Genomic DNA, 12,492 nt, shown 5'->3' with positions numbered 1-12,492 from the left:
ACACCAAAGCGCGATCGCCTACTCCTCGTCTTCGTAAGCGTCGTCTTCATCCTCATCATCCATATTCAGCGGCGACACAGATGTGGCCGATACCACTGCGCCCATCTCCAGCTTTTCGCGCACCTTCTTCTCTACCTCAGTGGCGAATTCTGGATTCTCCTTCATGTACTTCACGGCGTTGTCGCGACCCTGGCTAATATTTTCGCCGTTGTAGCTGTACCAAGCGCCCTTGCGCACCACAACACCCGTTTCTTCTGCCAAGTCCATCAAGCAGCCCAGCGTCGAAATCCCTTCCCCAAAAATGACGTCAAACTCAGCAATGCGGAAGGGCGGAGCCACCTTGTTTTTGGCCACTTTGACCTTGGCCCGAATGCCAAATTCCTCGTTGCCCTTTTTCAGGGTTTGAATGCGGCGAATATCGAGGCGCACCGAGGCATAAAACTTCAGCGCGTTGCCGCCCGTTGTCGTTTCGGGGTTGCCATAGGTAACGCCGATTTTTTGCCGCAGCTGGTTGAGAAAGATGACGCTACAGCCCGTTTTACCAATATTTCCGGTAATTTTTCGCAGTGCTTGGCTCATCAGTCGAGCCTGGAGACCAACGTGGGTATCGCCCATTTCGCCTTCAATTTCTGCGCGGGGCACCAGTGCCGCAACCGAGTCCACCACCACAATATCGATCGCCGTAGAGCGGACTAATTGATCCACAATTTCGAGTGCGGCTTCACCTGTATCGGGCTGGGAAACGAGCAGGTTCTCAATATCTACCCCCAACCGAGCCGCATAGGCTGGGTCGAGCGCGTGTTCTGCATCAACAAAGGCAGCAATTCCACCGGCCTTTTGCACTTCGGCAAGGGCATGGAGCGCTAACGTCGTTTTGCCTGAGCTTTCTGGGCCGTAGATTTCAATTACACGACCTTTGGGCAAGCCGCCACCCAACGCCAAGTCCAGGGTGAGTGCGCCAGTGGAGACCGTTTCCACCTTCATGCGTGCGGCATCTCCTAGCCGCATGATGGTTCCTTTCCCAAAGTTGCGCTCGATCTGGCCCATGACCAGATTTAACGCCTTTTCTTTTTCCGAAGTTTCAGTAGCTTTAGCCATTAGCGCCTCAACAATTGCCAGCAAGCAGCGTAAATGCTTGAGAAAAGTGGAACAGCTCGAATCAAACCGAAATGGTCATTTAAGCTCTATAAAAAGTAAAAACCAGAAAGACGAGAAGCAATCGGGCGATCGCCCCATTCAATGATCGCTCATCCGTAACAGTGAGAATCGTCAAGTCGCCCAACAACGCCCCCAAATCTTGGCCATGTGCTTCCTATCACTCTATAAGAAACTACGCGGAACACAAGGGATTATTTCGTTAAGCTGGTGCACCTCGCTCAACAGAGCGATACCCCATCGGCTCGATACCTTATCGGCAGTACGAACTCCAAGCGGCGCATCAACATCTGGGCGGTGCATTCCAAACGTTGCCCATTCCAAAGTGGCCCATCCCGGTTGATGCGCCATATCGTCGGTCACGGTTGCTTGCGAGAGAAATTTCAAAATAGGGAGGAGTAGAGAAGATGGAAACGGAACACGTCAACTCACAAATTTCAAGTAGCAAGTCAAGTAGTTAGCGAAATGAGCCAAATGGTGTTGAATTCGAGTCAGATACAATTGTACTATGAGATTTAAGATTTGTGGTTGAGTCCTGACCACTTGCTACAACTTTGGGTTTTAATTTCCCTTAATGCTGCTCCTCCTCTGAGATGTATGACATTTACCTCCGTTGATACCCTAATGCCCGACAGCGTGCTGTCTGTTGGCGGGCTTACGGCTTACATCCAAGCGTTGATTGAGCAAGATGTTCAGCTGCAGCAAATTTGGGTGACGGGGGAGGTGTCCAGTGCCAACCATCACCGCAGCGGTCTGTTTTTTACCTTGCAAGATCCCAATGGGGATGCGTCCATTCACTGCATTATTTGGAATAGCCATTTAGATCGGGTGGTGGCCATGCCCGCACCCGGTGAGCAAATTGTGGTGTTGGGCCGGTTGAATCTGTATCCCCAGCGGGGAAGCTACCAGTTGATGGTGTGGCAGGTGCTGCCGGGGGGAGAGGGGCTGCGAGCATTGCGGCTGCGGCAGGTGCGCCAGCGGCTAGAAGCGGAAGGGATGTTTGCTCCAGAGCGCAAGCGATCGCTCCCCAGTCATCCTCAAACTATTGCCGTGGTGACCTCGCCTCAAGCGGCGGCATGGGGCGATATCCAACGAACGTTGCGCCATCGCTATCCGGGGTTGCGGGTGTTGCTGTCGCCAGCGCAGGTGCAAGGTGAACAAGCGCCCGAGTCGATTGTGCAGGCGATCGCCCGAGTTGAGCAAGATGGCCGAGCCGATGTGCTGATTGTGTCGCGCGGCGGTGGGGCGGTCGAGGATTTGGCCTGTTTTAACGATGAGCGGGTGGTGCGGGCGATCGCCCTCTGCTCCATTCCCATTGTGGCGGGCATTGGCCACCAGCGTGACGAATCTTTAGCGGATCTGGCTGCTGATGTGTGTGCCCACACCCCAACGGCGGCTGCCGAATTGGTGGTGCCCCGACTGGCTGATCTCTGCTATCACCATGTGGAACGGGTGCTAGCCCTGCAACGTGCAACCGAGTACCAGCTTGGCCATACTCAAGAGCGACTCCAGCGCCTTCGGGAAAGGCTGTATCGCCTCAATTTAGTTCAACAACTTCAGCAACGGCAGCAGGCGATCGCCTGGTTGCGTCAGCAGCTCATTCGCAGTACCAACCAGCGAGTGCAGCAAGCCACCCAGCACTGCCACTTGCTTCGCCAAACGCTGCAAACCCTAGACCCCAAAGCTGTGCTGCAGCGAGGATATGCGCTAGTGCGAGCAGAACAGGGCAGCATTGTGCGATCGGCGGCGGAGGTTGTGCCTGACCAAGTGCTTTGGGTACAGTTAGCCGAAGGCCAAATCAAGGCTCATGTCTTGGAAACGTCAGAAGTTTGTCCCGCTGAGATGACCCACGATTCCCTATGAACAACTTCACTCCCAACTCCTCATTCACCGATCACCGCACCACCGCCGATGAATCGCGTGATGCTGTCCAGGGATGGAACTATGAAACCTCGGTAGTCCGTATCGAGGCCATCATTCAACAAATTGAGTCGGGCGAGCTGGAGCTTGCCGATATTTTTGACCAGTTTGCGGCGGCGGTTGAGGAATTGCGGCAGTGTGAATCGTTTCTGACCCAGCAGCAACGACAGATGGATTTGCTGATCGAGACGTTGGTAGACTCGCCAGATGCGCCTTGAATGAGTTTGACTTGCCCGTTTGCCAACGGTGTGATCCCTTTGGGTTGACTGGATGGACTCGTTGGTTGGGCCTTCTTCACAGCCCCAACTGACTTCTTCGCAAAAAAATCAGTTCCAATCTGCGATCGCCGTGCTAGATTTTCAAGCATTCCAGGCTATCACTTGTTGGCGATCGCGATTGGCCACCGTCTCGGGATCATCCGACCGATTGATTGGGGTGGGCTTGATTGGGTCGGCATCAGTTCGGTTGGAATTCGGGGCTCTCAGCGCCGATTCATCGCGCTGATTTTGCCATAGCCACAAGGTTTGGACTCCAGCGTGACCGCCCATCCGCCAACAGTGGTTGCATTCTGCTTAAACCTGGGTCTTTAGCCTGCTGCGATACTTTTTGGCACAGTGCGCTGTGTTGCCCATTCACTTAGCAAAGGAACATGACTGATTTACGCCCCGGCACCCTTGGCTTCCCGGCTCAAGAGTGCCCATCTTTATTCCCTGGCGTGGCCAGGATATCCCGATTCATGCCCTACCTTCGCAGCGGGCTTAGCCTCACGTTCCTGCTGCTGTTGGGTGGAATGGATGCTCCGACGGCTCAGGCCATGCCGCTGCGTCCTCAACTCCTGGCTCAGCAGGTGATTGATGGGCTGCCGCCGCCGCCGTTTCCACCGGGTAACTCGGCTAATCCTGGAATTTACGGGAATCCTCAGCAAGCGCAGCGCAGCGATCGCGTGTATGTTGTGCTGGTGAACGGTAGCAGTGCGCTCTTGCTGAATCAGGTGCAGTTGGTTGAACGCACCGCCCAGGTTCGCATTATCGACAATCGCCCCGTCATTCAGGCCGGTATTTATGCCACCGAGGCGATCGCGCAGCAGCAGGTGCAGCGTCTTGCCGCTCAGGGCATTCGTTCGAGCGTTGCCCAAACCACCCTGGATAATGCGTCTGGTTACAATCCGCCGGGGGGCTACCCACCGGGCGGTTCTCCAGGAGTAGGCACGTATGTATTGGTGATTCCTAGCACACTGGCCGATCTCGATCGCGTCAGCTCGCAGGTAATTCGTCTGGGGCAAGGGTTCCCGTCTATGCAGGTAACCCAAGAACGGCAGTCGTCGTTGGGGCCTCATGTGCGAGTCGGCCCCATTTCAGGTCGGGAGGCCGCAGAGCGCTGGAATCGCTACTTACGGGATTTTGGCCTCAACTCCCAAATTTATTCCTTCCGGTAAAGCCATCCGAACGGAGCTACTGGGCCAGAAAAATGCGTTCAACGGCGTAAGTTTTAGATTGTCAATCCGGCAATCGCATTTCTTCCTGAAAATTCACCACGACTCAGAACTGACGCGATTATGATGGCTGGATAAGCTCAGCCAAGTTGGAGAGAGCGTCTGTGCATCCATCTCATTTGCCTGCAACAACCCCCGACTCCAAAACTGTTGGGCCTGCTGCTGTTGATCATGTGGTAGTTACGGCGCAGCAAATGGCAGCGATTGAGGCTCGCATATTCGATGCGGGGATGCCCGTGGCTGGTCTGATGGAAAAGGTGGCTGGACGCATTGCCCAACGTGTGGCCGAGCTGCATCCGCTGTCCTGTGGGCGAGTCGGGGTGCTGGCTGGCCCAGGGCACAACGGTGGAGATGCCCTCGTAGTTGCACGCGAGCTGCACCTGCGAGGATACAAGGTCAAGGTATTTCAGCCGTTTTCCAGGGTGAAGGAGCTGACCCAGCAACATGCCCAATATGTCACCAGTCTGGGCATTGATAGGGTAACGGATGTGACTGCCCTGGCCGACTGTGCGGTATTGATTGATGGATTATTTGGCTTTGGGTTGGAGCGATCGCTGACGGGTGAGATTGCCGCTTTGGTTGATCGGGTCAACCAATGGAGCATTCCGGTCATTAGTATTGACCTGCCGTCGGGCGTGCATACCGATTCGGGAGCAGTATTGGGTACGGCCATTCGAGCCACCCATACCCTATGCCTGGGTCTGTGGAAGCGGGCGTGCCTTCAAGAAGATGCGCTGGACTATTTAGGCCATGTTGAGCTGCTGGAGTTTGATATTCCCTGGGCGGATATTGAGGCCGTGTTGGGCCAACCTGGGCTCCAACGCATGACGCGATCCAAGGCGATGGCCACGCTGTTGCCGCCCCGATCCCTGACGACCCATAAATATAAGCAGGGCCACGTGTTATTGGTTTGTGGCTCGGGGCAATATCCTGGAGCGGCGATGTTGTCGGCATTGGCAGCGCAAGCGAGCGGGGTGGGCATGCTAACGATAGCCGTCCCTCACTCGCTGAAGCTGTGGCTGGTGGGCCAACTGCCTGGCGCAATCGTGATTGGCTGCGAAGAGCAAGACCAAGGTGCGATCGCCCACCTTCCAAATGACCTGGACTGGAGCCGATTTCAGGCGATCGCCTGTGGCCCTGGCCTCACAACTCGTGCCAGCAGCGTTGTGCAGCAAGTGCTGGAGACTTCAGTACCTCTGGTGCTCGATGCTGATGGGCTGAACTGCTTGGCAACCTTGGGGGTACACACGTTGCGATCGCGCTCTACTCCCACCGTCCTAACCCCCCACTTAGGAGAATTTCGGCGGCTATTTCCGGATCTTGCCCAACCGGACCGAATAGAGTTGGTTCGACTGGCGGCACAGCATAGCGCAAGCACTGTTGTACTGAAAGGGGCTCGCACCCTGATTGCCAACGACCAAGGGCAAGTTTGGATGAACCCAGACAGTACCTCGGCTCTGGCTCGGGGTGGCAGTGGCGATGTGCTGACGGGGCTGATGGGTGGTCTGCTGGCTCAAGGCATGATGCATCAGGCCAGCGTATCCACAATGGCCGCCGCCGCCGTTTGGTGGCATAGCCATGCCGCCCAACTTGCCGCCCGCGATCGCACTGAACTCGGCGTTGATCCATCCACGCTTGCTCATACTCTCATTCCGGCACTGCAATGGAACCGAGCCTGAATATCACATTTGCCAATGGTCACACGGCTCCGGCCGCTTACCTCAACCAAATTGCCGATATTACCGCTGCGCTAGAAGCGCTACGGTTGGTGCAGGCTCGGCCCGTGCTGGTGTTGGTGGGTGGGGCAGGCAAGCTCAGCCCGGATGATCAACAGCGAGTCCGGTCCCTCTTTGTGCAAGTGCTAGCGCCGCTTGCCGAGGCCATGCAGGCGGTGGTGGTCGATGGAGGCACGGACAGCGGCGTGATGAGCATGATGGGCTGTGCTCGTACTCAGCTCAAGGCCACGTTTCCTTTGGTGGGGATTGCCGCCACAGGAACCGTCGCGCTCCCACAACAACCCCTTCCCCACAGCGATGCTGCCTATTTAGAACCCCACCACACGCACTTTATGCTGGTGCCGGGCAGCCGATGGGGAGATGAGTCGCTTTGGATTGCGCAAATTGCCAGTGCGATCGCGCAAGATCAGCCTTCTGTCACCGTGTTGATCAATGGTGGCGAGGTCACCTGGAGCGATGCTGCCAATAATTTGGATCAACACCGCCCATTGGTGGTGATCGCAGGCAGCGGGCGCACCGCCGATGCGATCGCCAAAGCCATTCAGGGCAACATCACCGACGAGCGTGCTCATTACATCCTGGCTTCGGGATTGATGCAGGTGATTGACTTGCACTGCTCCAAAGATTTATCAGAGCTAATTCACTCCATTCTCTCCACCCCAACGCCTCTCAATCTTGGCTCTGCTGTCAGCGATACGTAACCCATGGATGGCGATCGCCGCCTGGTAACTTGGCCTCCCGCGATCTAAAGAATTTTCAACAGTTGAAGGATTTTGGCATTTCATGCGATTTTTTGTAGGAAGTCAGCAGGGTACTGTTTGAGCGTTGCGATCGCCGCAGAAATGTCTTGGCCCCGTTGCCCGATCCAACGCCTGGATAAAACCAACCCTGGGGGTTGGTTTTATCCGCTGGTGTGGACACGAGCGCTGCCCCTCGACTGCCAATTTCATTCAGGATGCACTATGCCTAAAAAAGATAGCTATCACGACTTATTAAAGCGGGACTTTAATAACCTATTTGATGAGTTAGATCTGAAGGAAAACCAACGCTCGTATCTACGAGGCCGCTGGCTTGATCAGGTGATTTGGATGGAGGGAAAAGCTGGAAAAGCTCGCGATCGTTACTATCTACTGCGTCTCACAACTATCATTGGTGGCGTCATTATTCCGATTCTCATTAGCTTCAACTTTGCAGAAGAACAGCGGCGTCTATCAGAAACGATGCGCTACGTCACCATTACCCTCGGGGCGATTGTTGCCACCACATCGGCGATTGAAGAATTTTTTCACTATGGTGAGCGTTGGCGGCACTATCGGCGCAGCGTAGAGTCTCTCAAAACCCAGGGCTGGCAGTTCTCGCAGCTCACAGGGGTGTACACCCCCTACAAGGCTCATAGCGATGCGTTTGGTCTTTTTGTGGGCCAGGTTGAAGACATTATTCAGCGCGATGTTGAGGTGTACGCCACAACGGTTGCTCGAGAAACGATAGAAGAGCAATCTCAAGAAGGCAACAAAGTTTCCTGAGGGATAAGCATTCCATCCAGCGCGTGGCCCTTTATGGGCTGTGCTGTGCCAAATCTGTACAAGAGGCGATCGCACAGATGATTTAATCAAGCGCTTGCGTGAGTGGTTGTGTAGCCAAGCCGCACAACCATTCACGTGCTCGGGCTTAGGCAATTGAGTTTAGACGATTGGGCTAACGTTAACGTCAGTTTCGGTGAAGAGCTTTTCTGCGGCTTGCGCATCGCGCAAACCTCAGAAGCGCCCATTTTTGCGTGCGCAACGCGCACACAAAAATGGGCGCTTCAGCTTATCCAAAACTCAGGTTAGGTTATTGAACTTTGGACAACTGGGCTTCGCATTAGCGACTGGCCTCAATTTGCCGAACCACGGTCCACGCGGCATAGCTTACGCCTGCTGTGCCCTCACCCGGATGCGTTGAGTCGCCAACGAGCCATAACCCCTGAATGGGAGTGCGATTGGCAAACCCAAAAGGGCCAAAGGTCGATACTCGCTGCCCAATGCCGCCAACCATGCCCCGATCGCGCGCGGTGTAGTGGGCAAAGGTGCGAGGCGTGGCGGCTTCGGTTACGACAATCGTCTCTGGCGTGAGATGGAAATACTGACCCAGACGAGCGATCGCCTCCTGGGTGTAGTGTTGCTTGGTGGCTTCGTAGTCTGTCGTTTGCCACCATGGCGCCGGATCCGTGAACGAAGACGCAACAATCGTGGCGTACCCTTCGGGAGCGCGACCATCGCCAGGACGACTCACCGACACAAACAAAGAATTATTTTCGCCAATAGGGCCATCGTAATCGTAGAGAAATTGCAAGTGGGGCGGGCACTCTGCGGGAATGGCCTCTTGCCGAACGCCCAAATACACCACAAACGCCCCAGACCCCGACGGCAGCTTGTCTACCCGGCGGCGGTAGCCTTGAGGAGCCGCCTCGCCCAGTAGATGGACCAAATTTTGTGCAGTCACATTGGCCACAACTTGATCGGCAGGCTCTTGCCACACGTGACCTGTTTTTTGGTTGCGAATGGTTACCGCAACAGCGCGATCGCCATTGGTGTGAATGTGCTCAACGGTGTGACGCAGCAGCAGCCTGCCGCTATCGCGCTCCATTGACTTCACCAAGCGATCGCTCAAGACCTGCATACTGCCCTCTAGGTGATACAACCCATGAGGGGCTTGAGACATGGCCAAAGCCGTTGCCGCGTAGAGCAAGGCGGTTTCCTCGGCATCCACTTGGGAATAAAGCTTGAGCTGCAAATCAAGAAATGTTTTAAGGCGGCGATCGCCCCCCAAGCCATACCAGCGCAGCACTTGCCCTACGGTAGAAAACGTATGAGGCAGCGTCGTTAGCGTTCCTAGGCGTACCGCCTGCACAAGCTGACTCACATCCCACAAACTACGGGGCGGCAATACCGGATCGCGCTGCTGAAATGCCCAGCTCGCGCGAAATAGATCAGCCATCAGCTGCCAGAACGGCTCGCTGCTGGGAAACTGGCGCTGGCGCTCGGCAGCCCACTGGTCGGGATCGCGCCATACCGAAATGGGACTTGCTTCTCCTGGCAGGTACACTGCACACGCCGGGTCGCAGTAGCGGGCTTCGGGCGGCTCGATGTCAAGCAGGTTAAAAATGCGGTGATGGATGCCACCTGGCTCTAATCCGGCCACTTGGGTTGCACCCACATCAAACGTAAAGCCACGCCGCCGAAAGGTTGAGGCACAACCCCCGGGCACCGACGCCTGATCGCAGAGTACAACGGAGTAACCACGCCGTGCCAACAGAGCCGCCGCCGTCAATCCACCAATGCCTGCGCCTACCACCACCACCCGCTGCTTTGGTTGTGCGATCGCGCCTTTTGGCATACCCCACCTTTACATTCCTTTACATTTTTTATCATAACGGGTTGGGTGAACTCAGTCAGTTGATTCATTCGCTTGGAACCATCTGGGATGAACTGAATATCCACACAGCTGTTCAACCAATTGAATTCGTTGGGACGCAGAATTTTTTCAAGAATGCGATCGCCCACTTGCATGAACCCAGTTCTCTAGGCCTCAGCCTTGTAAATCCTGATTTTGCTGACGATTGGGGAAGCGCCCGATTAAGATAGATTAAGACTTCTCGATTCGGACTTCATGACCTCCACCCTTGCCCTGTCCGCAACACCCCACCGCCTGAATTCGCCGACGATTCATCGCTTGCCGAACGGGTTGACCATCATTGCCGAACAAATCCCGGTTGATGCAATTCACCTCAGCCTGTGGCTAGGCATGGGGTCATCCGTCGAGACCGATTCCATCAACGGCATGGCTCACTACCTAGAGCACATGATTTTTAAGGGCACGGGCTGTCTTCAAAGTGGTGAATTTGAGCGATTGATTGAGCAACGAGGGGCGGTCACGAATGCCGCAACTAGCCAAGACTACACCCAGTACTACATCACCACTGCCCCCAAAGACTTTGCCGAGCTGGCCCCACACCAAATTGAGGTGGTGCTGAATGCGGCCATTCCCGATGAAGCCTTTGAGCGAGAGCGATCGGTCATTTTAGAAGAAATTCGCCGCGCCAACGACAACCCACAGCGGCGCATGTTTTATCGAGCCATGCAAGTTGGGTTCGATCACCTGCCCTACCGCCGACCTGTCCTTGGTCCGGCGGCTGTGGTAGAGCAGCTAACCGCGCAGCAAATGCGTGATTTTCATGCCCAGTGGTACCAGCCGCAGGCCATGACTGCTGTGGCTGTTGGCAATCTTCCGGTTGAGCAGCTCATTGAAACCCTGGTCAACGGCTTTGCTGAGGCCGAGGCTCGACGCTCTGCTTCGCGGTCTGTTTCCACCGCTCATCCGACTAGTCACCCACTAGAGAGTGCCTACACATCCATTGTGCGAGAAGAGCTAATCGACAATAGCTTGCAGCAGGCTCGCCTCACCATGATGTGGCGTGTCCCCGGCATGGCCGAACTTTCGCAGACCTATCCTCTGGATGTGTTGGCGGCTGTTTTGGGGCAAGGCCGCACTGCTCGGTTGGTGCGTGATCTGCGCGAAGATCGGCACCTGGTATCGAGTATTGGCGTTAGCAATATGACCTATACACGACAGGGCTTGTTCTACATCTCGGCACAGTTACCGGCAGACAATATTGCGCAGGTAGAGACCGCGATCGCCCAACACATTCATCGATTACAAACTGAGCCTGTAACGGAGGTCGAAATTCAGCGAATTCGCACCATCGTGACCAATCGCTACATTTTTGGTAATGAGTCTCCGGGCGATCGTGCTGGGCTGTATGGCTACTACCATGCCGTATTGGGTAATATCGAGCCAGCATTGCTTTACCCCACCATGTTGCAATCGCTTGATGCCGATGAGCTCAGTGCCGCTGCTCAGCGCTATCTCAACCCTAGTGCCTATGGAGCGGTGGTGATGCGTCCGGCAGGGTAGTTTGCGACCGCCCTTGGGGTCTGATAGCGAAACCCATCTCAGCTTTACCCTGAGATTGAATCGTGAACACCAGATCTAAATCCGCCCAAAAGCCCGAACAGAACCGAACGTTCGTTTGGGGATTGCTGGTTGTGCAAACCTTGGAAGCGTGGGTTCGTTCCAAATCGGTCATTTCAAATTTGCTTATCTGGATAGGGTGCCTTGCCCATAGAAGACGCAGTAACCGATTGCCTTCACGCTACGATGATGGCGAGATAGTTTCTGTCTATGGCTGGCGTAGGCTGGCACATGCCAGGGCTATCTGTTGCAATCGTTCGCTTGTTGTGCAAACAAACTCATGTGGAATGCGATCGCAGATCATATCCAGCAGGTAATCGGTCAGCCGTTTTCAGCTCAGCATCAGCGGCCCGTTGGGGGTGGCAGCATCAACCAAGCCTATGCGGTTTCCGATAATCACGCTTCCTATTTCGTAAAACTCAATCAGGCTAGCTGTTTGGCCATGTTTGAGGCCGAGGCGCAGGGGCTACGGCAAATTTCCGACACACGGACCATTCGTGTGCCAAAACCAATCTGCTGGGGCACCACCGCAAACACAGCCTATGTCGTGCTAGAGTGGCTCGACTTGGGATACGGCACTCACCGCTCGTGGGACGAGATGGGGCGTAACCTTGCAGCTATGCATCGGGTCAGCAGTGCTCAGGGCTTCGGCTGGGATCGGCCAAATACCATTGGTTCTACGCCTCAAGTCAACCACTGGACCGCGACCTGGCTGGAGTTTTTTACAGAACATCGGCTACGCTACCAACTCGATTTGGCTCGGCGCAATGGAGGTCAATTTCCCGATGGCGATCGCCTGATTGATGCAATTCCCACCATCCTGGCTGGTCATACCCCAGAGCCATCCCTGGTGCACGGAGACTTGTGGTCGGGCAATGCCGCCGTCACCAAACTTGAGGAGCCTGTGATTTTGGATCCGGCAGTCTACTTTGGCGATCGCGAAGTGGATCTCGCCATGACGGAATTATTTGGGGGGTTTCCCAATAATTTTTATCAGGCATATCACATGGCCTATCCCCTCTCTGGTGGTTACGAACGGCGCAAGATCCTCTACAACCTGTACCACATTCTCAACCACTTCAACCTATTTGGTGGCGGATATGCATCCCAGGCCAATCGAATGATTGCGACCTTGCTATAACGTTGGCTCGGATAATCCAAAGCACCCCTTTTTAGGGG

At 55.1% G+C, this 12,492-nt stretch carries 11 protein-coding genes; 8 read left to right on the top strand and 3 right to left on the bottom strand.

Annotated elements, in window-relative coordinates; all coding sequences use genetic code 11:
* Nucleotides 1-18: 18 nt before the first annotated feature.
* Nucleotides 19-1,098 carry a recombinase RecA gene (gene recA / locus ACQ4M4_RS10225; protein WP_430684395.1) on the bottom strand — a complete coding sequence of 360 codons (1,080 nt, stop codon included), beginning with the start codon at nt 1,096-1,098 and terminating at the stop codon, nt 19-21.
* A gap of 654 nt (nt 1,099-1,752) precedes the next feature.
* Here recA and xseA point away from each other — a divergent pair.
* Nucleotides 1,753-3,018, top strand: a complete 1,266-nt coding sequence (gene xseA, locus ACQ4M4_RS10220; protein WP_430684394.1) for an exodeoxyribonuclease VII large subunit — start codon at nt 1,753-1,755, stop codon at nt 3,016-3,018.
* Nucleotides 3,015-3,293 (top strand): exodeoxyribonuclease VII small subunit, encoded by a 279-nt coding sequence (xseB, locus tag ACQ4M4_RS10215; RefSeq protein ID WP_430684393.1) that lies wholly within the window; start codon nt 3,015-3,017, stop codon nt 3,291-3,293. The genes xseA and xseB overlap by 4 nt, the downstream gene beginning before the upstream one ends.
* Nucleotides 3,294-3,434: 141 nt before the next feature.
* Here the strand turns inward: xseB and ACQ4M4_RS10210 are convergent, their stop codons facing one another.
* The gene (locus tag ACQ4M4_RS10210; RefSeq protein WP_430684392.1) at nt 3,435-3,623 is read right to left on the bottom strand and encodes a hypothetical protein; all 189 of its coding nucleotides are present in this window, start codon (nt 3,621-3,623) and stop codon (nt 3,435-3,437) included.
* Between the two features lie 101 nt (nt 3,624-3,724).
* Here ACQ4M4_RS10210 and ACQ4M4_RS10205 point away from each other — a divergent pair, with 101 nt between their 5' ends.
* The 4 genes from ACQ4M4_RS10205 (at nt 3,725) to ACQ4M4_RS10190 (ending at nt 7,826) form a co-directional block, all read left to right on the top strand.
* Nucleotides 3,725-4,510, top strand: a complete 786-nt coding sequence (locus ACQ4M4_RS10205; protein WP_430684391.1) for a hypothetical protein — start codon at nt 3,725-3,727, stop codon at nt 4,508-4,510.
* A 161-nt stretch (nt 4,511-4,671) separates the two neighbouring features.
* Nucleotides 4,672-6,246, top strand: coding sequence for an NAD(P)H-hydrate dehydratase (locus ACQ4M4_RS10200; protein WP_430684390.1), 1,575 nt, complete (start codon nt 4,672-4,674; stop codon nt 6,244-6,246).
* A complete protein-coding gene (locus ACQ4M4_RS10195) occupies nt 6,231-7,004 on the top strand; it encodes a hypothetical protein (protein WP_430684389.1) in 774 nt (257 codons plus the stop codon). The genes ACQ4M4_RS10200 and ACQ4M4_RS10195 overlap by 16 nt, the downstream gene beginning before the upstream one ends.
* Nucleotides 7,005-7,265: 261 nt before the next feature.
* Entirely contained in the window at nt 7,266-7,826 is a 561-nt protein-coding gene (locus tag ACQ4M4_RS10190; RefSeq protein ID WP_430684388.1) for a DUF4231 domain-containing protein, read from the top strand.
* A gap of 337 nt (nt 7,827-8,163) precedes the next feature.
* Here ACQ4M4_RS10190 and crtD read toward each other — a convergent pair whose 3' ends face one another.
* Nucleotides 8,164-9,678 (bottom strand): C-3',4' desaturase CrtD, encoded by a 1,515-nt coding sequence (gene crtD, locus ACQ4M4_RS10185; protein ID WP_430684387.1) that lies wholly within the window; start codon nt 9,676-9,678, stop codon nt 8,164-8,166.
* A gap of 273 nt (nt 9,679-9,951) precedes the next feature.
* Between crtD and ACQ4M4_RS10180 the strand changes: the two genes are divergently transcribed.
* Both ACQ4M4_RS10180 and ACQ4M4_RS10175 read left to right on the top strand, forming a co-directional pair.
* Nucleotides 9,952-11,256 carry a M16 family metallopeptidase gene (locus tag ACQ4M4_RS10180; protein WP_430684386.1) on the top strand — a complete coding sequence of 435 codons (1,305 nt, stop codon included), beginning with the start codon at nt 9,952-9,954 and terminating at the stop codon, nt 11,254-11,256.
* A 337-nt stretch (nt 11,257-11,593) separates the two neighbouring features.
* Nucleotides 11,594-12,454, top strand: coding sequence for a fructosamine kinase family protein (locus ACQ4M4_RS10175; RefSeq protein ID WP_430684385.1), 861 nt, complete (start codon nt 11,594-11,596; stop codon nt 12,452-12,454).
* The last annotated feature ends 38 nt before the right edge of the window (nt 12,455-12,492 follow it).

It is taken from the genome of Leptolyngbya sp. AN02str (assembly GCF_050565595.1).
Classification (GTDB): domain Bacteria; phylum Cyanobacteriota; class Cyanobacteriia; order Elainellales; family Elainellaceae; genus Kaiparowitsia.
This window is presented reverse-complemented; position numbering and strand designations above follow the sequence as displayed.

Bases quoted from the DNA above. Each gene is read 5' to 3' on its own strand.
- ACQ4M4_RS10205 (WP_430684391.1), top strand. From the start codon at position 3,725: ATGACTGATTTACGCCCCGGCACCCTTGGCTTCCCGGCTCAAGAGTGC.
- xseB (WP_430684393.1), top strand. From the start codon at position 3,015: ATGAACAACTTCACTCCCAACTCCTCATTCACCGATCACCGCACCACC.
- ACQ4M4_RS10210 (WP_430684392.1), bottom strand. From the start codon at position 3,623: ATGGGCGGTCACGCTGGAGTCCAAACCTTGTGGCTATGGCAAAATCAG.
- ACQ4M4_RS10180 (WP_430684386.1), top strand. From the start codon at position 9,952: ATGACCTCCACCCTTGCCCTGTCCGCAACACCCCACCGCCTGAATTCG.
- ACQ4M4_RS10190 (WP_430684388.1), top strand. From the start codon at position 7,266: ATGCCTAAAAAAGATAGCTATCACGACTTATTAAAGCGGGACTTTAAT.
- xseA (WP_430684394.1), top strand. From the start codon at position 1,753: ATGACATTTACCTCCGTTGATACCCTAATGCCCGACAGCGTGCTGTCT.
- ACQ4M4_RS10195 (WP_430684389.1), top strand. From the start codon at position 6,231: ATGGAACCGAGCCTGAATATCACATTTGCCAATGGTCACACGGCTCCG.
- crtD (WP_430684387.1), bottom strand. From the start codon at position 9,678: ATGCCAAAAGGCGCGATCGCACAACCAAAGCAGCGGGTGGTGGTGGTA.
- recA (WP_430684395.1), bottom strand. From the start codon at position 1,098: ATGGCTAAAGCTACTGAAACTTCGGAAAAAGAAAAGGCGTTAAATCTG.
- ACQ4M4_RS10175 (WP_430684385.1), top strand. From the start codon at position 11,594: ATGTGGAATGCGATCGCAGATCATATCCAGCAGGTAATCGGTCAGCCG.